We start from the raw sequence: 22513 nt of genomic DNA, 5'->3' as shown, positions 1-22513 counted from the left end.
CCTTGTCAGAACCCGTCCGCGACCGTCCAGGCATGGTTCAGCGGGCCGTGGCCGCCGCCATACCCCGGGGCCTGACGGATCGCCTGGTCCACATAGTTCCGGGCGCGGGTCACCGCCTCCGGCAGGGTCAGCCGCTGGGCGAGGCCGGTCGCGATCGCGGATGCCAGCGTGCAGCCGGTGCCGTGGGTATGGCGGGTGTCGATCCGGCGCGAGGTGAAGACCTCCTCACCGTCGTTGGTCACCAGCAGGTCGGTGACCGTCTCGCCCTCCATGTGGCCGCCCTTCAGGAGCACGGCCTTGGGACCGTAGCTGAGCATCAGGTTGGCCGCGTGGCGCATGTCGTCCAGGTCCAGGATCTCCAGGCCGCTCAGCACCTGGGCTTCCGGGATGTTGGGCGTGATCACGTCGGCACGGGGCAGCAACCGGCGTTGAAGCGCGTGGCTGGCGTCCGGATCGAGCAGCATGGCCCCGCCCTTGGCGACCATCACCGGATCGACCACCAGCGGGATGTCGCCGCCGAGCTCGTCCAGCACGTCGGCGACCGTGTCGATCACCTCCCCGCTATGGAGCATGCCGGTCTTGATCGCGTCGGCCCCGATATCCTCCAGGACCAGCCGCATCTGCTGGGCGATGAACTCCACCGGCACCGGATGGATGCCGAACACGCCCAGGGTGTTCTGCGCCGTCAGCGCGGTGATGGCGGTCGCGGCATAGCCGGTCAGCGCCGTCACCGTCTTGATGTCGCCCTGGATACCGGCGCCGCCTCCGCTGTCGGAGCCGGCGACGATCAAGACCCTTCCCCTCATTCAGCCGCTTCCTGTTGCCGCACCGCCGCTTCCTGGATCCGCTGAACGATATCCCCCACGACGGCATTAACCAAGGCTTCATCGTCGCCTTCGGCCATTACGCGAATAACCGGCTCGGTCCCGGACTTGCGGATCAGCAGCCGGCCGGAGCCGCTCAGCCGCGCCTCCCCGTCCCGGATCGCCGCCTTGACCTGCCCGTCTTCCAGCGGTGCCGCGCCGCCCTCGAACCGGACGTTCTTCAGAAGCTGGGGCACCGGCTCGAACACCCGGCAGACGTCGCTGACGCGCCGGCCGCTTTCCTGGATCACGGCCAGGACCTGGAGCGCGGCGATCAGCCCGTCGCCGGTGGTGCCGTAGTCGCTCAGCACGATGTGGCCCGACTGTTCGCCGCCGACATTGAAGCCGTGCTCGCGCATGTGCTCGACGACGTAGCGGTCGCCGACCGGTGTCCGCACGAGGTCGAGCCCGAGCCCCTTCAGGGATCGCTCCAGGCCCAGGTTGGACATCACGGTGGCGACCACGCCGTTGCCCTTCAGCTTGCCGGACTCGCACCACGACCGCCCGACCAGACCCATCACCTGGTCGCCGTCGATCTGACGGCCCTTCTCGTCCACCAGGATCAGCCGATCCGCGTCGCCGTCCAGCGCGATGCCGAGGTCCGCGCCGTTGGCGACCACCTCGCTCTGGAGCATCTGGGGCTCGATGGCCCCGCACTGGCGGTTGATGTTGATGCCGTCCGGCTTGACGCCGACCGAGACGACCTCCGCCCCGAGCTCCCACAGGACCTTGGGCGCGACCTTGTAGGCCGCGCCGTTGGCGCAATCGACCACGATCTTGAGCCCGTCCAGCCGAAGCCCGCGCGGGAAGGTGTTCTTGACGAACTCGATGTATCGGCCGCTGGCGTCCTCCAGGCGGCTCGCCCGGCCCAGCGCCGCCGGCTTGACCAGCGACGAGCCCAGGGGATCGGCCAGGCGGCTCTCGATCTCCGCCTCGACCTCGTCGGAAAGCTTGTAGCCGTCGGGGCCGAACAGCTTGATGCCGTTGTCCTGGAACGGATTGTGGGATGCCGAGATCATGATGCCGAGATCGGCGCGCAGGCTCCGGGTCAGCATCGCGACCGCCGGCGTGGGCATCGGCCCGACCAGCACGACGTCCATGCCCATGGCGATCAGCCCCGCGGTCAGCGCCGGCTCCAGCATGTAACCGGACAGGCGGGTGTCCTTGCCGATCACCGCCAGATGCCGGTGATCGCCGCGATGGAACTGGACCGCCGTCGCCATGGCGACCTTGAGGGCGGTTTCGGCGGTCATCGGCTCTATGTTGGCCGTACCGCGGATGCCATCGGTGCCGAACAGTTTACGGGTCATCATTCCTCTCGAACAGTCATGCCGTTCTTAACCGAAAAACCTGGCGATAGCCAAGCCTTGGGCTTCAAATCCGCCGAAGGTGCAGACCCGCCCAGAGCGCACGGGCCTGGCAGGTCTCCGCGACGTCGTGGACGCGGAGGATCTGCGCCCCCTGGTCGAAGCCGGCCAGCGCCCCGGCCAGCGAGCCGGCCAGCCGCTCCTTCGGTGCCTCGCCCCGGCTGAGCGACGCGATGAAGCGCTTGCGGGACAGACCGATCAGCAGCGGCACGCCCAGGCCGTGGAACAGCGCGGTGTGGCGCAGGATCTGCAGATTGTGCTCGACGGTCTTGCCGAAGCCGATGCCCGGATCGACGCAGAGATTGCCGGCGGACATCCCGGCTTCGAGGCAGGCGGCGACCCGCTCGGCGAGATAGGCGTAAACGTCCGTCGGCGCGTCCGCATACTCCGGCGCCTGCTGCATGGTCCGGGGCTCGCCGCGCATATGCATCAGGACGACGGGCGCTCCCGCCCCGGCCGCGACGTCGAGGCTGCCGGGATCGCCGGTCAGGGCCGTGACGTCGTTGATGATCGCGGCTCCCGCCTCCAGCGCCGCCGCCATGACGGAGGCGTGGCGGGTGTCGATCGACACGATTGCCCCCCGCTCCGCGAAGTGCCGGATGACCGGCACGACCCGCCGGACCTCCTCTTCCACGGGAACCGGGTCGGCCCCCGGCCTCGTCGACTCGCCGCCCACGTCCAGGATGTCGGCCCCGGCTTCCAGAAGCGCCGTTCCCTGCGCGACGGCGCGGTCATGGTCCAGGAAGTCGCCGCCATCGCTGAAACTGTCGGGAGTGACGTTGACGATGCCCATGACGGCGGGCCGGTCGAACACCAGCCCGGCGAACGGGGCGCGGGGCCGGGACAGGGCATCCAGCAGGTCCGCGGCGGGAGCCAGGCCGGCCAGTTCGCCGATAGGGCCGATCGCGCGCTCGATGCCGCCAGTCCCTGCCCCGTCCGCCCTGGCGATCACCTCGACCGTGCCGAAGGCCAGCGGCCCTCCCGCCAGGGGGAGCGCCGTGCCGGCTTCCACCGCCCTGCCCGCCGCCTCGTGCCCGAGGATGCCCAGCGGCCGCAGGTACACGGAAGCGCCAGACCGTTCCGCCGACAAGCAAAAGCCCCGGAGTGACCCGGGGCTCGTTGCCGGCTCCATTCCCATGGGAGCCATCATGTCCACCAAATATCGCCCTTTGCGTCCCCGGCCTTACGTGCCCGGCTGGGGTTCCGGCTCAAGTCCGCCGGCGTCCTTGCTGCCGCTGGTCGGGACCGACGCCCGGCGTCCCGGAGTGGGCTGCTTCGGAGGCGGCGGCGTGTCCTGCTTGTCGGTGCGGACGATCGGCTCGCCCCGCAACAGGGCATTGATCTCCTCGCCCGACAGGGTCTCGTACTCGAGCAGGCCCTTGCCCAGCGTGTGGAGCTGGTCGAGGTTGTCGGTGAGGATGCGCCGCGCCGTCGAGTAGGCGGTGTCGACGATCCGGCGAACCTCCGCATCGACCTCGGCCGCGGTCGCGTCGGACATGTTCTTGTGCTGGGTGACCGAGTGGCCCAGGAAGACCTCCTGGCTCGGCTCGCCATACAGCAACGGCCCCAGCTTCTCGCTCATGCCCCACTCGGTGACCATCCGGCGGGAGATGTCGGTCGCCATCTTGATGTCGGACGAGGCGCCCGTGGTCACGCGGTCGATGCCGAAGATCAACTCCTCGGCGACGCGGCCGCCCATGGCTACCGCGAGGTCCGCCTCGAGCTTGGCGCGGCTCAGGGAGATCCGGTCGCCTTCCGGCAGGCGCATCACCATGCCGAGCGCGCGGCCGCGGGGGATGATGGTGGCCTTGTGGACCGGATCGCTGTCCTTCATGTGGATCGCGACGATGGCATGGCCGCCTTCGTGGTAGGCGGTCAGCTTCTTCTCGTCCTCGGTCATGACCATCGAGCGGCGCTCGGCGCCCATCATGACCTTGTCCTTGGCGTTCTCGAACTCCGCCATGCCGACCACGCGCTTGCCGGCACGGGCCGCCAGCAGGGCCGCCTCGTTGACCAGGTTGGCAAGGTCGGCGCCGGAGAAGCCGGGGGTGCCGCGGGCGATGATCCGGGCATCCACGTCGGGCGCCAGCGGAACCTTGCGCATGTGGACCTTCAGGATCTTCTCGCGGCCCAGCACGTCGGGGTTCGGCACGACGACCTGACGGTCGAAGCGGCCGGGACGCAGCAGCGCCGGGTCGAGCACGTCGGGGCGGTTGGTCGCGGCGATCAGGATGACGCCCTCGTTCGCCTCGAAGCCGTCCATCTCGACCAGGAGCTGGTTGAGGGTCTGCTCGCGTTCGTCGTTGCCGCCGCCCAGGCCGGCGCCGCGATGGCGGCCGACCGCGTCGATCTCGTCGATGAAGATGATGCAGGGAGCGTTCTTCTTGCCCTGCTCGAACATGTCGCGGACGCGGCTGGCGCCGACGCCGACGAACATCTCGACGAAGTCAGAACCGGAGATGGTGAAGAAGGGCACGTTGGCCTCACCCGCGACGGCACGCGCCGTCAGGGTCTTGCCGGTACCCGGAGGACCGACCAGCAGAACGCCCTTGGGGATCTTGCCGCCCAGGCGCTGGAACTTCTGCGGGTCCTTCAGGAACTCGACGATCTCCTCCAGCTCCTGCTTGGCCTCGTCGATGCCGGCGACGTCGTCGAACGTCACCCGGCCGACCTTCTCGGTCAGCAGGCGCGCCCGGCTCTTGCCGAAACCCATGGCCTTGCCGCCCCCGGACTGCATCTGGCGCATGAAGAAGATCCATACGCCGATCAGAAGCAGCATCGGGAACCAGGACAGCAGCACGCTGAACAGCGACGGCACGTTGCTGTCGTCGGGCATGGCGCTGATCCGGACGCCCCGATCGGCCAGACGATCGACCACATTGGCATCGGGCGGGGAATAGGTGCTGAACGAGCGGCCGTCGCTGAAGTGGCCGCTGATCTGGTTGCCCTTGATCGTCACATCCGCGACCTGGCCCCGTTCGACCTCGTTCAGGAAGTCGCTGAACGGCACGCTTGCCTGCGGACTACGGGTAGAGGAACTCTGGAACAGATTGAACAGGGCCACCAGAAGCAGCCCGATAATGATCCAGAGAGCCAGGTTTTTACCGAAATTGTTCACGGTTCACGCCTTTCGTCGGACAACCTCGGCGCCTTTCGATGCACGCCGGGCGCCAGCCCTCGACACTTGATCCCGATACATGGGAAGTCCATCAGATTAGATAATGCAGCCCCGGTTTTAAACAACTACGAATGCGGATGCGCTCACAGGTTCCGGAGGGGCGAATACAGCCCTGATCGCCATGCCCGTCCCCGTTTCTTCCTCGGTGTTGAATTGGTTCGCGAAATCGAAACGGGGAAAGTCCTCGGCGCCATCCTCGCGCAGCAGGACGGGCAAGGTCTCCCGCACAACCGCCGGAAGTCTTCCCAGGTGCTTCGGCAGCGCTCCGGCACGGGCGCCGAGGGGAGCGATGACTCCGCCCGGCCCGAACGGCACCGTCACCAGGAACCGTCCGTCCCAGCGAAGGGTCGTTCCGCCGCGGACGGCGATGCGCTCGACCGCGGCCCGCGGCTCCCGCGCGACCAGGAGCCTGCCGTCCCGGCGCGGCATGATCCGGCATCCGCCCAAGGTCGCCCCGCGCGGCGGAGCACCGTCCGAAAAGGACCGGTGGAACCGTTCGACCGCCTCGCCGCGGGGTTGGTACCGGGCGCCTCCAACCGAAGCGAGGCAGCGGCCCAGGGCGCGCAGCGCCAGATCGTCGGGGGCCGCCCGGACCAGCTCGGGGCGCAGCAGGACGCATCCCTCCGGCCACACCTCGGCCGCCCGTGCGAGCAGCTTCGCGGTCGCGACTTCCAGCGCCGAGCGGGACCGCCCGGCGCGGCGGGCCGTGTCCGCGGCATGGGCCGGCGTCCAGCCCTCCCCGCGAGGGTATCGGCCATGGCGCGAAGCCGCACCCGCGCAAAGGCGGCGGACCGGTTGGAAGGGTCCTCGACCCAGGGCTGGCCCGCCGCTTCCAGGACCGCCTTGAGGCGCGCCCGCGGCATTCCGAGCAGCGGGCGCAGGATCCGCACGGCCCCGGTCTCCCGCAGCGGCGACATCCCGGCGAGGCCGTCGGGACCGCTCCCCTTGGCGAAGCGCAGCAGGGTGGTTTCGGCCTGGTCCTCCAGATGGTGCGCCAGGACCAGGTGAAGAATGCCTTCCGAGCGGCAACGGTCCGCGAGGAGCCGTTGGCGGGCATCGCGCGCGGCAGCCTGGATGCCGGAGGCCGGCTTGCTCCCTTCCCACCGGAGCACGTCATGGGCGATGCCGCGGGCCGCGAGCCAGGAACCGACCTGGACGGCCTCTTCTGCGGCATTATGCCGCAGGCCATGATCCACCGTCAGGGCCAGGAGGGACCCGCCGGACCGGTCCGCCCATGCCTTCAGCAGGAGGCAGAGCGCCAGACTGTCCGGTCCTCCGGAAACCCCGACCGCGACTCGGGGCCGAGGCTCGAACGGCCCCAGGCGGTCCATCAGGCCGGGGAACTCGCCGGAGACGTCATGGGTCATCCCGCGTTCACGAGCAGTTCAGACGGCCCCGTTCCTGGTCGGCCCGACGCTTGATCGTCGCGGGAGCGTCGGGGAACTCCGCGTTGAGCTGCTGGAAGGTGACGCAAGCTTCCTTCTTCTGGTTCAACTGCCCCAGCGACATGCCCAGCTTCAGAAGGTTGTCGGCCGCCTTGGAGCCCTTCGGGTACTTCTGGTAGCCCTCGGCAAAAGCCACGGCGGCATCGCTGTACTTGCCCCGGACGTAGTAGGTCTCGGCCAGCCAGTACTGGGCGTTGCCGGTCAGCGGGCTGTCGGGATGGTTCTTGACGAACTGCCCCAGGGCCGCCTCCGCGTTGGCGTAGTCGGCGGCGCGGAGCAGGCCGAAGGCGTAATTGTACTGATCCTGCGCGGAACCGGAAGGCAGGCGCGCCGCGGCGGTCACCTGCTGCTGGGATTGCTGGGGGGCCGGCTTCGCCGGTGCGGCGGCAGCCTGGGTCTGCGACCTAGCCGCCGGCGCTGCCGCCTGCGCCTCGGCCGGCTCGGCGCTCAGCTTGCTCTCGATCTCGCTCAGCCGGTACTCCAGGTCGGACGCCAGCTTGTCCAGCCGCTCCCGCGCCTGGGTGATGCCGAACGTGGCCTCCTCGTACTTGCCGGTCAGGGTCTGCAATTCGCTTTCCAGGCGCGACAGCCGGATCTCGAAATCCGCCGCCAGGCTGGGCGGGACGCCCGCGCCGCCCGGTGCCGAGGAGCCGGCGGGCGGAGTGCCGCCGCGATAGACCTGCCTGTTGAGCGTCTGGATCTCGTTCTCCAGCCGGTTCAGCCGGTTCTGGAGGTTGATGTCGGCCTGTGCCGCCGCCGGCCCGGACCACAGCATCAGCCCCGTCAGCAGAAGGCCCGTCAGCATGAAACCGGCCGGCCCGGCGCCGGCGAGCAGCGCCGCTCCGCCGCACCCTTCAGTCAACCGTTTACCTGTCGCTCGAACCATTGCCTCTACCGCCATCGTTGTTCCCCGAACCAGATCGGACCCGGCCGTCCCTGCCGCTGCGTCGATAATGCCTGCTTCACTGCCTGCCGGTGAGGGCGATGCTCCGTCCCGCGTGCCGGGCGGTTTTCTGCGCGATACCTGAAACGGAAGGCAAAAATAAGGCGCCACACCGGGCGGCCCGTTCAGGAACCGCTTGGTGTGGCGCCCCATTCATCAGCGGGTTTGCATCCGCTGCTGTCGCGACCCGCCGTCCGATTAGTTGACGGTGGTCACGCCGCGGCGGTTCTGCGCCCAGGCGGCCTCGTTGGAACCGAGGACGGCCGGACGCTCCTTGCCGTAGCTGGTGGTGACGATGCGGTTGGCATCGACGCCACGCGCCAGCAAGTAGTTCCTCACCGAGTTGGCGCGACGCTCGCCCAACGCGATGTTGTACTCGCGGGTGCCGCGCTCGTCGGCGTGACCTTCGACGGTCACGGTGACGCGCGGATACTGGTTCAGCCAAGCGGCCTGACGGTCCAGGGTTGCCCGGGCCTCCGGAGTCAGGTCGAACTTGTCATAACCGAAGAACACACGGTCGCCGACATTGACGACCAGGTCCTCCTGGGTGCCCGGAGCCGGACCAGTCCGGACCGGAGCCGCACCGGCGGTAGCCCCACCGCCGGCACCGGCCGAGCCGGCATCTTGCGGAGTGGATTCGCACCCGGCGACCAGCACAACCGCAGCCAACAGGCTCAGAACCTTCAAACGCATCTGAAAAACCCCCTACAGCGACACACGATACTAAACACGGAAGAGCGAACGGGCCGACGCTAATCTACGCCCAGTCCATCGAACCCAGTCCACCGAAAGTTTCCGATCTCCCGAATGTCTAACCTTAGCGTCGATCGTGCAGCGCGAAAATAAATGGTTACCGCTAAGGAATCAAGGGCGACCAAGCGGGATCGGAAGCGTCGAGGGGTGTGACAACCTCGCGTTCATTGAAGCCGGTCAAGTCGACGCTGTACAAACGCGCAGTCCTGCTGCGATTTCCCTCACCGCTCGGACGTTCGCGGAAAAACATCAGAACACGTCCATTCGGGGCCCAGGTCGGCCCTTCGACGTGAAAAGCCTCGTTCAGCAGCCGTTCACCGGTGCCGTCGGGCCGAATCACCCCGATATGGAACCGCCCGTTGGCGATCTTGGTGAAGGCGATCAGGTCTCCGCGCGGCGACCATACCGGGCTCGCATAGCGGCCCTGCCCGAAGGTGATCCGCTGCGGATTTCCGCCGTTCGCGTCCATGACGTAGAGCTGCTGGGTGCCCCCGCGGTCCGACTCGAAGACGATCCGCTGGCCGTCGGGCGAGTAGGACGGCGAGGTGTCGATCGCCGGGCTGCTGGTCAGCTGGTCGACCCGGCGTGTCCTCAGATCCATCGAATAGATGTCGGAGTTGCCCGAGGTGGCCAGGCTCATGATCACCTTGTTGCCGTCCGGCGAGAAACGCGGCGCGAACGTCATGCCGGGGAAATCGCCCAGGACTTCCTGGCGGCCGGTGTCGATGTTGAAGAGGTAGACCCGCGGCTTGTTGTTGAAATAGGACAGGTAGGTGATTTCTGGCGCACTGGGGGAGAAGCGCGGGGTCAGCACCAGCGTCCTGCCGTCGGTCAGGAACCGGTGGTTCTCGCCGTCCTGGTCCATGATCGCCAGCCGCTTGATACGCCTGTCGGCCGGCCCCGTCTCCGAGATGTAGACGATGCGGGTATCGAAATAGCCCTCCTCGCCGGTGATGCGCTTGTAGATCGCGTCGGAGATGATGTGGGCGACCCGGCGCCAGTTCTCCGGCACGGTGAAATAGGCCAGGCCGGTCATCTGCTGTTCGGCGAGCACGTCCCACAGGCGGAACTCGACCCGCAGCCGGCCGTCCGGCTGGCCCTGGACCGTGCCGCTGACCAGCGCCTGGGCATTGATGACCTTGAGGTCGGCGAATCGCGGCTGGCTGTGCAGGGAGGCCGGATCCTGGATGAGCGCCCTGGGATCGATCGGCCGGAACAGGCCGGACCGCTCCAGGTTGGCCGACACCACCTGGGCGATGTCTCGGCCGACCTGGACTTCGGAACCGGCTTGGCCATGGAAGGTCGAGATCGCGATCGGCATCGGCTCGACCTTGCCGCGCGTGATGTCGAGGCGCAACTCGGCCCGGGCACCCGCGGCTCCGGCCAGCGTGATGACCAGGACGGCCAGCATCAGGCGGCGGGCAAGCAGGACCAGATGGTATGGGAATGCAATCATGATCGGATCATGCCTTACTATGATCGTTGTTCTTGCGGGAACGGGCGTCCCCTGGAGCACTCTGCGGATGCACCGAATGGGCACCTTGATCGTGGCATAATCAAGGTACCCAAAGGTCCGCTATCCCCGGAGCATGTCGCGCGGGCTGAAGACGAAGACGGCGTTCTTCCAGAAGTCGTAACCGTCGGGCGGAAGCGGCAGCGTGCGGCATCGCGGGTTCATCACGGCGCGTTGCGCCGATTCGGCGACGGTACGGAACGCGCGGTCGCGCGCCATCCGTGCCTTGTCCACGACCTCCGCCCGCATGACCTGCCCGTCCCGGCCGATCTCCAGGCGGATCTCGACCGTGATCTCGTTGATCCCCATGAGACCGGGATCGACGTTCCAGCAGGCTTCCACCGTCCGCCGCACCGCGTCCTCCTGGCTCGCCGTCAGGCGGTCCGAGAGCTTCGGCGCGTTGCTGGCGGCCGGCTGCTGCGACTGGGCCGACGGGGACGGTGCCGGCTGCTGGCGCTGCGGCTGGGCCGGGGCGTTCGACGGCTCCGGCTTGAGGTTCTGAAGGTTCTTCAGGACGCTCGCGAAATCCTGCTTGGCATCGGGCTGCTTCTTCTCCGGCTCGGCCTTCTTCGGCGCCTCGGGCTTGGCGGGCTCAGGCTTCTTCGCCTCCTGCTTGGGAGGCTCGGGCTTCTTGACCTCCTTGGGAGGCTCCGGCTTCGGCGGTTCCGGTTTCTTCGGTTCCTGCTTGGGCGGATCGGGCCTGGGGGGCTCGGGTTTCGGAGGTTCCGGCTTCGGCGGCTCGGGCTTCTTCGGCTCCACCTTGGGCGCCGGCTCCGGCTTCGGCGCGGGTTCGGGCTCCGGCGCCTTGGGAGGGGGCGGGGCGGGAGCCGGAGGAGGCGGGCCGGCCGGGGTGGCGGCGGAGGTTCGGGCTGCCGCTGGGGCGGCGCCGGCTCGCGCGGAGCCGGCGGCGGTTCCGCGACCTTGGGTGGTTCGGGCGGACGCGGCGGCACCGGGACAGGTTCCGGCGGGGCCGCCTGGGCAAGCTGCTGCTGGGGCGGCTGGGGCGGCTGGGGCGCCGGCTCGGGCTTCGCCTGGGGCGGCCGCGGCGGCGCCGGAGGCGAATCGTCGATGCGGGTGTTGGTCAGTTCGCCGACATCGACGATGTCGATCGGAATGGACTCCGGGATCTCGATAGGCTTCTGCATCATTGGCAGACCCATCACGGCGATCGCGATGACCGCCACGTGGACCACCACCGAAAAGATGATGCCATTGCGCATGATCTAGCGCGCCGCGGCTTTGGGTTGCGGCAGCTCGGCGACCAGTCCGACCTTGGTGAAGCCGCCGGCGCTGATCGTGCCCATCACCTGGAGCATGGTGCCGTAGGCGATCCTGTTGTCGCCGCGCACCAGGACCCGGGCTTCCGGATTGTTCTCGGTGATCGCGCGCAGCAGCGGGACGAGGTTGTCCAGTTCGACGGCGGTCTCCTGGACATAGATGCGGTTCTGGGTGTCCACCGTGATGAACAGCGGCTTGCTGTCGGTCGGCAGCGCCGGCGCCGCCGTCTTGGGTAGGTCGACCGGCACGCCGACGGTCATCAGCGGCGCCGAGACCATGAAGACGATCAGCAGCACGAGCATGACGTCGACGAACGGCGTCACGTTGATCTCCGCGAGCTGCTTGTAGGCGCGGCGTCGGCCGCGACCCTCGGATTTCCCGGCGAGCTGGGCTCCCATGGATCAGGCCCGTTCTTCCAGATAGCGCGAGAGGATGGAGCTGAACTCGCTGGAGAACGCCTCCAGGCGCTCAGCGTAACGCCCCAAATCTGTCGAAAATTTGTTGTAGGCGACCACCGCGGGGATGGCGGCGACCAGGCCGAGCGCCGTGGCGAACAGCGCTTCGGCGATGCCCGGCGCCACGACCGCCAGGCTGGTGTTGTTGGAGGCCGCGATCGAGGTGAAGCTGTTCATGATGCCCCAGACCGTGCCGAACAGGCCGATGAAGGGCGCCGTGGAGCCGACCGTCGCCAGGAACGACATGTAGCGCTCGGCCCGGGCCATCTCGCGGCCGATCGTCACGGACATCACCCGCTCGACCCGCTGCTGCAGCCCGGCCTTGATGCCCGACACGTTCAGCGAGCGCTCGCTGGCGTGGCGCCACTCGCGCATGCCGGCGGCGAAGGTCGCGGCCATGGGGTCGCCGGGCTGCTTGCCCACGTCCTCGTAAAGCTTCTCGAGCGATCCGCCGGACCAGAAGCTCTCCTCGAAATCGGCGGCCTGCGCATTGAGCCGGCGCAGCTTGACGATCTTCTCGAAGATGATCGCCCAGCACCAGACCGACGCGGCGAACAGCATGAGCATGACGGCTTTGACCACCACGTCGGCGGCCATGAACAGCCCCCAGACGGAGAGGTCGTGAGACGCCGCCGCCGCGCCGGAAGTGATGACAGAAGGATCCATGGTAGTCGGTCTCGCCTTTCAGCTGTTTGGGCCTTGATCGGTCTCGCCGCGGGTCCGAAGCGCGTCCAGCGTGACCCGCACCGGCTCCGGCAGCCGGACGGGCCGGCCCTGCGGATTGATGCAGAACACGGTTAACAAAATACGAACAAGGAGCCGGCGCTCCGGCCCGCCGGCCATGAAGACGGTCTGCTCGAACTCCATGGAGGCGCCGCGGATATCGACGATCCGCGTCTCGACTTCAAGCAGGTCGTCGAGCCGCGCCGGGGCCCGGAAGTCGATCTCGCACCTGCGTACCGCAAACGCCACACCCGTGTCGCCCGCGATCTCCGCATGCCGGCTCCCCAGCGCCCGCAGCATCTCGGTGCGTCCGCGCTCGGCGTAGCGCAGGTAGTTGGCGTGGAACACGAGGCCGCCGGCGTCCGTATCCTCGTAATAGACGCGGACAGGCAGGCGGTGGACCGCGCCGTCCATTCCTCCGCCGAGACGGTCATTCATCGGGATCGCCCTCCGGCACAAGTAGGTCGAGCTGGCGCGCCGGGATCTGCGGTACGCTGAGGCCCAGGTACCGGAAGCCGCCGTCGGTCAGCATGCGGCCGCGCGGGGTCCGCTGGAGCATTCCCTGCTGGATCAGGTAGGGTTCGACCACCTCCTCCAGCACGTCGCGCTGCTCGCCCAGGGCGGCGGCCAGCGTCTCCACGCCCACGGGGCCGCCGGCATAGTTGCCGGCGATGCAGCCGAGATAGCGCCGGTCCATCCCGTCCAGGCCCAGCCGGTCGACCTCCAGCCGGTTCAGCGCCGCGTCGGCGGCGGCGGCATCGACGGCACCATCACCCGCGACCGCCGCGAAGTCCCGCACCCGTCGCAGCAGGCGCCCGGCCACCCGCGGCGTGCCGCGGGACCTCAGCGCGATCTCCGAGGCGCCGTCCGGGGTCAGGTCCAGGCCCAGCACGCGGGCGGCCCGGCTGACGATCAGCTCCAGCTCGTCCGGCTCGTAGAACTGAAGCCGCAGGGGAATGCCGAAGCGCTCGCGCAGCGGCCGGGTGATCAGGCCCGACCGGGTGGTGGCGCCGATCAGCGTGAAGGGCGGCAGGTCGATCTTGATCGACCGCGCCGCCGGCCCCTCGCCAATGATCAGGTCGAGCTGGAAATCCTCCATTGCCGGATAGAGGATCTCCTCGACCGCGGGCGACAGCCGGTGGATCTCGTCGATGAACAGCACGTCGTGCGGCTGAAGGTTGGTCAGCAGCGCCGCCAGGTCCCCCGCCCGGGCGATCACCGGGCCGGAGGTGGACCGGAACCCCACGCCCAGCTCGCGGCTGACGATCTGGGCCAGCGTGGTCTTGCCCAGGCCCGGCGGTCCGAAGAACAGGACGTGGTCCAGCGCCTCGCTCCGGCCGCGGGCCGCCTGGATGAAGATCGACAGGTTCTCGCGCACTTGGCGCTGCCCGACGAACTCCGCCAGGGACAGCGGCCGGATCGTGCTTTCCGCCTGATCTCCCTTGGCCTCCCCCTGCATCGGCTCGGGCTGCACCATGCGATCCTGCTGCTCGGCTGCCGCCATCACGCGCTAAGCTCCTTCAGTCCCATCATGATCAACTGTTCGACCTTCGCGTCGGGGCCGGCCTTCTGGGCGGCGTGGGCCACCGCCGCGAAGGCTTCGGCCCGCCGGTAGCCAAGATTGACCAGCGCCGAGACCGCGTCGCCGGTGACCCCCGCCCCGGCCGGCGCGCCGCCGGACGCGGTTGCCGCCGGGCCGGCGCCGAACTGCAGGTCGGCGACCTTGTCCTTCAGCTCGCTGATCAGGCGGTTCGCCAGCTTGGGTCCGACGCCGTCGGCCTGGGCCAGCGCGGTGCGGTCCTGCGCCGCGATCGCCTGCCCCAGCTTGTCCGGCTCCAGCACGGACAGCAGTGCTAGCGCCACCCGCGATCCCACGCCCTGGACGGTCGTCAGGCGGCGGAACCAGTCGCGCTCCGCCGCGTCGATGAAGCCGAAAAGGGTTATGGCGTCCTCGCGCACCTGCATCTCGGTGCGGAGAGACACGGCCGTCCCGGTGTCGCCGACCCGCCGCAGCGTGCGCGCCGAGCAGTAGACGAGGTATCCGACGCCGCCGCAATCGACGATGCAGTGGTCGGTGCCGACGCTGTCGAGCAGGCCGGACAGCTTGGCGATCATGCGCGCCCTCCCCGCACTCCCGGGAACGCCAGGGCGCCCGCGATCACGTTGCGCGTCGCCGCGTGGTGGGCATGGCAGATCGCCACGGCCAGCGCGTCGGCGGCGTCGGCCGACTTCATCTCGACGCCCGGAAGGATCATCCCGACCATCACCTGCACCTGGTTCTTGTCCGCATGCCCGGCGCCGACCACCGATTTCTTGACGAGGTTCGTCGGATATTCCGCGACCGGCAGCCCCGCCTTGGCCGGGACCAGAAGCACGACGCCGCGCGCCATGCCCAGCTTCAGGGTGGAGGCCGGGTTCTTGTTGACGAAAGTCTCCTCGACCGCCGCCTCGTCGGGCTTCCAGCGCTCGATCACGGCGCTGAGACCGTCATGGAGCTGCACCAGCCGCTCGGCCAGGCTGAGGTCGCCGTCGGAATGGATGGCGCCGTTGGCGACATGGGTCATCCGGTTGCCGCAGACATCGATGATGCCCCAGCCGGTATGCCGCAGGCCGGGATCGAGCCCGACCAGCCTGAACGGTCCCGGTGCTCCCATCAGGCGGTCAGCCGCTCCAGCAGCTCGTTGGGGATGTCGAAGTTGCCCGACACGCTCTGGACGTCGTCGCTGTCGTCCAGCACATCGATCAGCTTCAGCAGGCTGGCGGCGGTATCCTCGTCGGGCGCCACCGTGTTGACCGGCTTCCAGGTCAGCGCGGCGCTCTCCGCCGGCCCGAACTTCTCCTCCAGCGCGTCACGCACGCCGGACAGGTCCTCCATCGAGGTCGTGACCTCGTGGAGGTCGTCGGTCGATTCCACGTTCTCGGCCCCGGCCTCCAGCGCCGCCTCGAACATGGCCTCGGCCTCGGCGGCCTTTGCGGGGTACACGATCAGGCCGATTCGGCTGAACATGAAGGCGACCGACCCGGTCTCGCCCAGCGACCCGCCATGCTTGGTGAAGGCCGAGCGAACCTCGGCGGCGGTCCGGTTGCGGTTGTCGGTCAGCGCCTCGACGATCAGCGCGATGCCGCCGGGACCGTAGCCCTCGTACCGGACCTCTTCGTAGTTGGCGTCGTCGCCGCCCGGGCTGCCGCTCTTGATCGCCCTGTCGATCCGGTCCTTCGGCATGTTCTGCGTCCGGGCCGCGATGATCGCGGCGCGCAGCCGCGGGTTGGCGGCGGGATCCGGCAGCCCCGACTTGGCCGCGACGCTGATTTCCCGGGCGAGCTTGTTGAACATCTTGGCGCGCTTGACGTCCTGCGCGCCCTTGCGGTGCATGATGTTCTTGAACTGTGAATGACCTGCCATGCGCTTGAACCTGCCCTTCGAGAGGCTTTTCTGAGTGTCGATAGGGATGATTATGGCAGCTGTCTACCACACCCGGCGCAGGGCCGCACGCGACAGAACGGCAGCGGGGGCGGCAAGCCGGCGCCAGCCAAGCCAGCGCCGGTCACGAGTCGCAGATTGATTATCCAATGAGGCGATATTGAGGCGCCGCTAACCCGTTCGGTCCGAAGGGTGACCCGTTCAGGCCGGATTCGGGAGGGTATATGATTTAGGCCGTAGGTCGGCCAGAGCGAAGCGGCAGCCGACATGCAGTTGCTGGTCACACATTCTCATAATCTCGTGCAAGAGTGTCTCCCCGCCGCTTCTACTCGACCACCGGCAGGTGGTTCGCCAGCCTCGGCCCGACCCTTACCGCTTCCGCCCGCAGGGCCAGCCCCGTACGGTCGTCGGTCTCCACGAAGACGCCGCAGACGGTGGCCTCGCTCTCGGCGGGAGTCATCTTCTCCGTCGGCAGCTTGCGGACGAAGCGGGCGACCGAGACCTCCTTCTTCATCCCGATCACGCTGTCGTAGTCGCCGCACATGCCGGCGTCGGACTGGAAGGCCGTCCCGCCGTTGAGGATCTGGAGGTCGGCGGTCGGGATGTGGGAATGGGTGCCGACCACCAGGGAGACGCGGCCGTCCAGATAGTGGCCCATCGCCATCTTCTCGCTGGTCGCCTCGCCATGGAAGTCCAGTACCGCGGCGGTGATGCCGCCGCCCAGCCTGTGCTGGCGGACCACCTTCTCGACCGCGGCGAAGGGGTCGTCCAGCGCGTCCATGAACAGCCGCGCCATGACGTTCATGACCAGCACCTTGCGCCCGCCCTGGAGCTGGAAGATCGAGGCTCCCCGGCCCGGCGTGCCGTCGGGATAGTTCAGCGGGCGCAGGATGCGCGGCTCGCGGTCGATCGACCCGACCAGTTCCTTCTGGTCCCAGACATGGTTGCCGGTGGTGATGCAGTCGACGCCGGCCTCGAAGAACTCCCGGGCGATCTTGTCGTTGATCCCGAAGCCGCCGGCGGCGTTCTCGCCGTTCAGCACCAGGAAATCGACTTTCAGCGCGGCGCGCAGCTCGGGAATATGCTTCAGCGCCGCCTCGCGGCCGCTGCGTCCGACCACGTCGCCCAGGAACAAGAGTCTCATGTCGCCTTCTATCTATTCTGAAACTATTCTGAAATGCGGAGCGCCGATGTCTCCGTCACGATCCAGTCCAGCGGCTGGTCATGCCGGTCGCGGGGCACGGCCTCGACCTCCTGTGCCGAAAATCCGATCCCGATCGCCGTCACCGGCTTGATCAGCCGCAGCCGCTCCAACGTACGGTCGTAGAAACCCGCGCCGTAGCCCAGCCTGAACCCTGCCCGGTCGAACGACAGCAAGGGCACCAGCAGCACGTCCGGCTCGACCTCCGGTTCCCCGGCGGCCGGCGCCAGGATGCCGAGGCCGCTTCGCTCCATCGGGGTCTGCGGCGTCCAGCGGCGGAACAGCAACGGTTCGCCACGCGCCGCCACGACCGGCAAGGCGCAGGTGAAACCGTTCAGGTCGAGATGGGACAGGGCCGGCCTGACGTCAAGCTCGCTGCCGATGGGCCAGTAGCCGGCGACCACGGCAGGCTTGGACATTCCGGCCAGCAGGTCGGCCACCCGGCCGCTCACGGCCTCGGCGGATCCGATGCCGGCGCAGGCAAAGGCTTCGGCGCGCCGGAGCTTGGCCGACGCCCGCGCCGCGTTCTTGTGCTCCCGGAGATCGGCGGGGTCTGTCATCGCAGCGGATAAAGGGAAGTGGAAGGAGCCGCTTGGCCGTTGGCGTGATTGCTATCCTCTGCGGCCTGCCTAAGCAGGTGGGTGCCATGTACCGAAACCACGGTTCCGGCAGGGACAGCTCCCGAGAGTAATAGGTTATCGGCCCCAGGGATAAAGCAGCCTGACGAACCGCGCAGCAACCTTCCGATCCTTAACCTAGGCACGATCGAGCTTGGCTGCAATATCCCCGATGCGTTTTGCCAGATGATCGACCGCGGCGACCATCACGTCCTCGTCGGCCGGAGAGATTCCGTTCGTCTCTCCGGAGGCGGCGTCGCGGGCACCGGCGGCCAGGGCGTCGTACTCGGCCTTCAGGTCGAACAGCTGGTCGGTCACCAGCAGGGCGCCCATGGCCAGGGCCTGAGCTTCCCCGGCCGTCGGCGCGCGGCCGGCGATGGCGCGCAGCTGCCCGTCCAGATAGTTGGCGAGCTGGCGCAGGCGGGCTTCCTGCCCCTCCTCGCAGCCGATCAGATAACTGCGCCCGTTCAGCGTAACGTCGACACGCGGCATCCGCTCCTAATCCTCCAAAACGGTCTGCAGCCGGTCTATCGCCGTGTCCAGGCGCGCCGAGACGGTGTCCGCCACGCCCTTGGCCTCCGCCTCGGCCGCCTTGGCGGCGGCGAGGGCGCGCGCCAGTTCGTCGCGCTCGGCGACGTGACGGGCATCCCGTCGGTCCAGGACCGCGTCGAGCTGGTCGATCGCCATGTCGAGGCTTTCCAAAGCGGCTTTAAGTCGGTCCATCGGGGCGAAGCCGATCCTGCGCAGAAGTGAAACCAGTCGGCCCCGACCTTAGAGGCGCGCCCGCGCCGCCGTCAACCTCGGTTCGCAGACGCCACATCCAGGCATCTCGCGTGTTGACGTGGGCAACCGGCGGCGGCATGGTGCCCGCGTTTCAGAATCTCGAAGCCATGTCGCAACGCCGCGCACACCCCGGTTGCCGCCCCTCCCGACCGGCGGGGCCGACCGGATACGGCGCGTTCAGAACCTAGCCAGGATAACCGTCACCATGCCGACGCCGCCCACCTCCGCGACCCCCGCAAGCCCTGCCGGCGTTCCGCACGAGCAGCTGGCCAATGCGATTCGCGTACTCGCCATGGACGCGGTCGAGGCCGCGAAATCCGGCCATCCCGGCATGCCGATGGGCATGGCCGACGTGGCGACGGTGCTTTTCGGCAAGTTCCTCAAGTTCGATCCCAAGACGCCGCAATGGCCCGACCGCGACCGCTTCGTGCTGTCGGCCGGCCATGGCTCGATGCTGCTGTACAGCCTGCTTCATCTCACCGGCTACGAGGAGATGACGATCGACGAGCTGAAGCGCTTCCGCCAACTCCACAGCAAGACCCCCGGCCACCCGGAAGTGCTCCAGTCCGGCGGGATCGAGACGACCACCGGCCCGCTCGGCCAGGGCATCTCCACCGCGGTCGGCATGGCGCTGGCCGAGCGAATCCTGAACGCGCGGTTCGGCGACGACCTGGTCGACCACTACACCTACGTGATCGCCAGCGACGGCGACCTGATGGAAGGCATCAGCCACGAGGCGGCGTCCTTCGCCGGCCACCTGGGCCTGTCCAAGCTGATCGTCCTGTGGGACGACAACCAGATCTCGATCGACGGCCCGACCAGCCTCAGCTTCACCGACGACACGCTGAACCGCTTCCGCGCCTATGGCTGGGACGTGCGCGAGATCGACGGCCACAATCCCCAGCAGATCACCACGGCGATCGAGTACGCCCGCACCACCGACGCGCCGTCGCTGATCGCGTGCAAGACCATCATCGGCTACGGCGCCCCGACCAAGGGCGGCACCCACCATTGCCACGGCTCGCCGCTGGGCGCCGACGAGATCAAGGCCGCGCGCGAGAAGCTGGCCTGGACCCACGAGCACTTCATCGTCCCGGAAGAGATCACCCAGGTCTGGCGCGGCTTCGGCCAGCGCGGCGTGGCCGAGCGGGAGAACTGGCAGGCCCGCCTGGACGGCTCCGACGACAGCCTGCGCAAGAGCTTCGGGCACGCCGTCTCCGGCGAGCTGCCCGCCGATTTCGACGCCGTGATCGACGGCTTCAAGAGCAAGGTCTCGGCCGAGCGGCCGAAGCTGGCGACCCGCGTCGCCTCCGGCAACGTTCTCGACGTCCTGGTCCCCGCGGTGCCCGAGCTGATCGGCGGCTCCGCCGACCTGACGCCCAGCAACAACACCCGCGTCAAGAACACCGGCGCCGTCCAGCGCGGCGACTTCCACGGCCGCTACGTCCATTTCGGCGTGCGCGAGCACGGCATGGCGGCGGCGATGAACGGCATGGCGCTGCACGGCGGCATCATTCCCTACGGCGGCACCTTCCTGACCTTCAGCGACTATTGCCGCCCGGCGATCCGCCTCGCCGCCCTGATGAAGTCCCGCACGATCTTCATCATGACCCATGACAGCATCGGCCTGGGCGAGGACGGCCCGACCCACCAGCCGGTCGAGCACGTTCCCGCCCTGCGCACCATTCCGAACCTGCTGGTCTTCCGCCCGGCCGACGCGGTCGAGACGGCGGAATGCTGGGCGATCGCCATGAAGAGCGTCCATCGCCCGTCGCTGATGGCGCTGACCCGCCAGAACCTGCCGACGGTCCGGACCGAGCACACGACCGAGAACCTGTCCGCCAGGGGCGCCTATATCCTGGCCCCGGCCGATGGCGAGCGGAAGGTCACGGTCTTCGCCACCGGGTCGGAAGTCGAGATCGCCCTGCAGGCCCGCGCGACGCTGCAGGCCGACGGAATCGGCACCGCCGTGGTCTCCATGCCCAGCATGGAGCTGTTCGAGGAGCAGGACGAGGCCTACCAGGACGAGGTGATCGGCGAGAACACTGTGCGCATCGCCGTCGAGGCCCAGGTCCGCCAGGGCTGGGACCGCTATATCGGCCGCAAGGGGACCTTCGTCGGCATGAAGAGCTTCGGCGAATCGGCGCCCTACCAGGATCTCTACAAGCATTTCGGCATTACCGCCGATGCCGTGGTGACGGCCGCCAAGGCCAAGTTGTAAACGGGCGCTTCAAAGCCCGCGAACGTATTGGGATAGGAGGAATCGATGGCTGTTAAGGTTGCGATCAACGGGTTCGGGCGTATCGGCCGTCTGGTGCTGCGCGCGATTTACGAATCCGGCCGCACCGACGTCGAAGTCGTCGCGATCAACGACCTCGCCGACGTTCATACCAATGCGCACCTGCTGAAGTACGACAGCGTCCACGGCCGGTTCCCGGGCACCGTGGAGGCCCGCGAGGGCGTGCTGGTCGTCAACGGCCACGAGATCAAGGTCGTCCAGGTGCGCGATCCGACCCAGCTCCCCTGGGGCGACATGGGCGTCGAGATCGCGCTGGAATGCTCGGGCATCTTCACCAAGCGCGACGACGCCGCCAAGCACCTGACCGCCGGCGCCAAGAAGGTGCTGATCTCCGCCCCGGCGACGGACGAGGACCTGACGGTCGTCTACGGCGTCAACCACGACAAGCTGACGGCCGAGCACAAGATCGTGTCGAACGCCTCGTGCACGACCAACTGCCTCGCCCCGGTCGCCTTCGTGCTGAACAATCTGGTCGGCATCGAGAAGGGCTTCATGACCACGATCCACAGCTACACGGGCGATCAGCGCATCGTCGACACGATGCACAAGGACCTGCACCGCGCCCGCGCCGCCGCGCTGAACATGATCCCGACCTCGACCGGCGCCGCCAAGGCCGTCGGCAAGGTGCTGCCGGAGCTGAAGGGCAAGCTGGACGGCACCGCCATCCGCGTGCCGACCCCCAACGTCTCGGTCGTGGACTTCAAGTTCATCGCCAAGCGGGCGACCAGCCCGGAGGAGATCCAGAAGGCCATCTCCGACGCCGCGGCCGGCCAGCTCAAGGGCATCCTGGGCGCCTATGACGAGGAGCTGGTGTCGACCGACTTCAACCACGACCCGCACTCCTCGATCTTCGCCCTGAAGGAGGTCAAGGTCATCGACGGCAACTTCGTCCGCATCCTGACCTGGTACGACAACGAATGGGGCTTCTCCAACCGCATGGCCGACACCGCGGTCGCCATGTCCAAGGCCGGCTGAGCAGCCTGTCCGAAGTCCTGACGTGACTGAAAGTGCCCGGGGGCATCGGCCGATGCCCCCGGGCACTTTTTCGTTGGAGACGCCGCTGGGGTCAGCGGGCAGCCTGCGCGGTCCGCCCGGCGCCGCCGAAGCCCAGCAGCTTCTCCGGCTTCAGCGCATAGGCGCCGGCGCCGAGCAGGGCCTGGACGACCAGGGTCACCGTCCAGAACACGGGGAACTCCCAGCCCCCACCGGTATTGCCGAACATCCAGCCGTTCGGCAGGTGCTGGAGCGTGGCCCCGATCATGATGGGCAGCAGGGCGATGGAGACCGCGCGGGTCCAGGCGCCGAGGATCAGGGCGAGCCCGCCGCCGAGTTCGCCCAGGATGACCAGATAGGCGAAGAAACCGGGATAACCGATGGTTTCGAAGAACTGCACCGTGCCCGGAATCGTGAAGGTGAAGATCTTGAGCCCGGCATGGGCGAGGAAGAGGATGCCGAGGCTGACCCGCAGCAGAAGAGCGGCGTAATCGGCCTGCGAATGAGTCGAGTGAGAAGCGTTCATTGTCCGTCCGTCCCGATCTGGGGCCCGATCCGTGGGCCCGGTTTGGTGGAAGGGGCGGATTGTCCGGCCCCCCGATGGACAGGACTGTGCATTGAAAACCGCTGGCGGTTAATCCGCCCTTTCATGCATAAATAAGCTACGCTCCATATATAATC

Annotated in this window: 25 protein-coding genes and 1 other RNA gene; 3 read left to right on the top strand and 23 right to left on the bottom strand. The window is 68.0% G+C overall.

The window, feature by feature from the left end:
• Positions 1 to 5: 5 nt before the first annotated feature.
• From thiD to DPR14_RS28155, 10 genes are all read right to left on the bottom strand, one after another.
• Positions 6 to 806 (bottom strand): bifunctional hydroxymethylpyrimidine kinase/phosphomethylpyrimidine kinase, encoded by an 801-nt coding sequence (thiD, locus tag DPR14_RS09890; RefSeq protein ID WP_158044979.1) that lies wholly within the window; start codon positions 804 to 806, stop codon positions 6 to 8.
• Complete coding sequence (gene glmM, locus DPR14_RS09885; RefSeq protein WP_192499388.1) at positions 803 to 2176, bottom strand: phosphoglucosamine mutase; 1374 nt, start codon at positions 2174 to 2176, stop codon at positions 803 to 805. Before glmM ends, thiD begins: the two co-directional genes overlap by 4 nt.
• A gap of 61 nt (positions 2177 to 2237) precedes the next feature.
• On the bottom strand, positions 2238 to 3377 hold the full coding sequence (gene folP / locus DPR14_RS09880) for a dihydropteroate synthase (protein ID WP_158048075.1): 1140 nt from the start codon (positions 3375 to 3377) through the stop codon (positions 2238 to 2240).
• A gap of 36 nt (positions 3378 to 3413) precedes the next feature.
• Complete coding sequence (gene ftsH / locus DPR14_RS09875; RefSeq protein ID WP_158044978.1) at positions 3414 to 5348, bottom strand: ATP-dependent zinc metalloprotease FtsH; 1935 nt, start codon at positions 5346 to 5348, stop codon at positions 3414 to 3416.
• 117 nt (positions 5349 to 5465) lie between these two features.
• On the bottom strand, positions 5466 to 5729 hold the full coding sequence (locus tag DPR14_RS09870; RefSeq protein WP_158044977.1) for a hypothetical protein: 264 nt from the start codon (positions 5727 to 5729) through the stop codon (positions 5466 to 5468).
• Positions 5726 to 6775 carry a tRNA lysidine(34) synthetase TilS gene (gene tilS / locus DPR14_RS09865; RefSeq protein WP_158044976.1) on the bottom strand — a complete coding sequence of 350 codons (1050 nt, stop codon included), beginning with the start codon at positions 6773 to 6775 and terminating at the stop codon, positions 5726 to 5728. The genes DPR14_RS09870 and tilS overlap by 4 nt, the downstream gene beginning before the upstream one ends.
• A 7-nt stretch (positions 6776 to 6782) precedes the next feature.
• Positions 6783 to 7715 carry a tol-pal system protein YbgF gene (ybgF, locus tag DPR14_RS09860; protein WP_246149112.1) on the bottom strand — a complete coding sequence of 311 codons (933 nt, stop codon included), beginning with the start codon at positions 7713 to 7715 and terminating at the stop codon, positions 6783 to 6785.
• Between the two features lie 279 nt (positions 7716 to 7994).
• Positions 7995 to 8489 carry a peptidoglycan-associated lipoprotein Pal gene (gene pal / locus DPR14_RS09855; RefSeq protein ID WP_158044975.1) on the bottom strand — a complete coding sequence of 165 codons (495 nt, stop codon included), beginning with the start codon at positions 8487 to 8489 and terminating at the stop codon, positions 7995 to 7997.
• 163 nt (positions 8490 to 8652) lie between these two features.
• Positions 8653 to 10005, bottom strand: coding sequence for a Tol-Pal system beta propeller repeat protein TolB (gene tolB / locus DPR14_RS09850; RefSeq protein ID WP_158044974.1), 1353 nt, complete (start codon positions 10003 to 10005; stop codon positions 8653 to 8655).
• 120 nt (positions 10006 to 10125) lie between these two features.
• Positions 10126 to 10821 carry an energy transducer TonB gene (locus tag DPR14_RS28155; RefSeq protein WP_246149109.1) on the bottom strand — a complete coding sequence of 232 codons (696 nt, stop codon included), beginning with the start codon at positions 10819 to 10821 and terminating at the stop codon, positions 10126 to 10128.
• A gap of 162 nt (positions 10822 to 10983) precedes the next feature.
• On the opposite strand from DPR14_RS28155, the gene DPR14_RS28150 reads away from it, so the two are divergent.
• Positions 10984 to 11289: a hypothetical protein gene (locus DPR14_RS28150; RefSeq protein ID WP_246149104.1), complete on the top strand. Its 306-nt coding sequence runs from the start codon at positions 10984 to 10986 to the stop codon at positions 11287 to 11289.
• On the opposite strand, the gene DPR14_RS09840 is transcribed toward DPR14_RS28150, so the two are convergent.
• From DPR14_RS09840 to DPR14_RS09785, 12 genes are all read right to left on the bottom strand, one after another.
• Entirely contained in the window at positions 11286 to 11738 is a 453-nt protein-coding gene (locus tag DPR14_RS09840; RefSeq protein WP_158044973.1) for an ExbD/TolR family protein, read from the bottom strand. The genes DPR14_RS28150 and DPR14_RS09840 overlap by 4 nt on opposite strands.
• Before the next feature lie 3 nt (positions 11739 to 11741).
• Complete coding sequence (gene tolQ, locus DPR14_RS09835) at positions 11742 to 12461, bottom strand: protein TolQ (RefSeq protein WP_158044972.1); 720 nt, start codon at positions 12459 to 12461, stop codon at positions 11742 to 11744.
• Positions 12462 to 12479: 18 nt separating this feature from the next.
• Positions 12480 to 12956, bottom strand: a complete 477-nt coding sequence (gene ybgC, locus DPR14_RS09830) for a tol-pal system-associated acyl-CoA thioesterase (RefSeq protein ID WP_246149102.1) — start codon at positions 12954 to 12956, stop codon at positions 12480 to 12482.
• Entirely contained in the window at positions 12949 to 13977 is a 1029-nt protein-coding gene (gene ruvB, locus DPR14_RS09825; RefSeq protein ID WP_425501039.1) for a Holliday junction branch migration DNA helicase RuvB, read from the bottom strand. Before ruvB ends, ybgC begins: the two co-directional genes overlap by 8 nt.
• Positions 13978 to 14021: 44 nt before the next feature.
• A complete protein-coding gene (ruvA, locus tag DPR14_RS09820) occupies positions 14022 to 14633 on the bottom strand; it encodes a Holliday junction branch migration protein RuvA (RefSeq protein ID WP_158044971.1) in 612 nt (203 codons plus the stop codon).
• Entirely contained in the window at positions 14630 to 15172 is a 543-nt protein-coding gene (ruvC, locus tag DPR14_RS09815; RefSeq protein WP_158044970.1) for a crossover junction endodeoxyribonuclease RuvC, read from the bottom strand. Before ruvC ends, ruvA begins: the two co-directional genes overlap by 4 nt.
• Positions 15172 to 15921 carry a YebC/PmpR family DNA-binding transcriptional regulator gene (locus tag DPR14_RS09810; protein ID WP_158044969.1) on the bottom strand — a complete coding sequence of 250 codons (750 nt, stop codon included), beginning with the start codon at positions 15919 to 15921 and terminating at the stop codon, positions 15172 to 15174. Before DPR14_RS09810 ends, ruvC begins: the two co-directional genes overlap by 1 nt.
• A 343-nt stretch (positions 15922 to 16264) precedes the next feature.
• Entirely contained in the window at positions 16265 to 17083 is an 819-nt protein-coding gene (locus tag DPR14_RS09805) for a TIGR00282 family metallophosphoesterase (protein ID WP_158044968.1), read from the bottom strand.
• Between the two features lie 23 nt (positions 17084 to 17106).
• Positions 17107 to 17700: a 5-formyltetrahydrofolate cyclo-ligase gene (locus DPR14_RS09800; protein ID WP_158044967.1), complete on the bottom strand. Its 594-nt coding sequence runs from the start codon at positions 17698 to 17700 to the stop codon at positions 17107 to 17109.
• 21 nt (positions 17701 to 17721) lie between these two features.
• A non-coding RNA gene (gene ssrS, locus DPR14_RS09795) (6S RNA) lies at positions 17722 to 17882 on the bottom strand.
• A 13-nt stretch (positions 17883 to 17895) separates the two neighbouring features.
• Positions 17896 to 18249, bottom strand: a complete 354-nt coding sequence (locus DPR14_RS09790; RefSeq protein ID WP_158044966.1) for a cell division protein ZapA — start codon at positions 18247 to 18249, stop codon at positions 17896 to 17898.
• Positions 18250 to 18255: 6 nt separating this feature from the next.
• Positions 18256 to 18480 carry a hypothetical protein gene (locus tag DPR14_RS09785; RefSeq protein WP_158044965.1) on the bottom strand — a complete coding sequence of 75 codons (225 nt, stop codon included), beginning with the start codon at positions 18478 to 18480 and terminating at the stop codon, positions 18256 to 18258.
• 265 nt (positions 18481 to 18745) lie between these two features.
• Between DPR14_RS09785 and tkt the strand changes: the two genes are divergently transcribed.
• Together tkt and gap are read left to right on the top strand one after the other, a co-directional pair.
• Positions 18746 to 20761 (top strand): transketolase, encoded by a 2016-nt coding sequence (gene tkt, locus DPR14_RS09780; RefSeq protein ID WP_158044964.1) that lies wholly within the window; start codon positions 18746 to 18748, stop codon positions 20759 to 20761.
• A gap of 45 nt (positions 20762 to 20806) precedes the next feature.
• On the top strand, positions 20807 to 21814 hold the full coding sequence (gap, locus tag DPR14_RS09775) for a type I glyceraldehyde-3-phosphate dehydrogenase (RefSeq protein WP_158044963.1): 1008 nt from the start codon (positions 20807 to 20809) through the stop codon (positions 21812 to 21814).
• Positions 21815 to 21905: 91 nt separating this feature from the next.
• On the opposite strand, the gene DPR14_RS09770 is transcribed toward gap, so the two are convergent.
• On the bottom strand, positions 21906 to 22358 hold the full coding sequence (locus DPR14_RS09770; protein ID WP_158044962.1) for a DoxX family protein: 453 nt from the start codon (positions 22356 to 22358) through the stop codon (positions 21906 to 21908).
• Between the last annotated feature and the right edge of the window lie 155 nt (positions 22359 to 22513).

Origin of the sequence: Skermanella pratensis (assembly GCF_008843145.1) — a bacterium.
GTDB lineage: Bacteria > Pseudomonadota > Alphaproteobacteria > Azospirillales > Azospirillaceae > Skermanella > Skermanella pratensis.
This window is presented reverse-complemented; position numbering and strand designations above follow the sequence as displayed.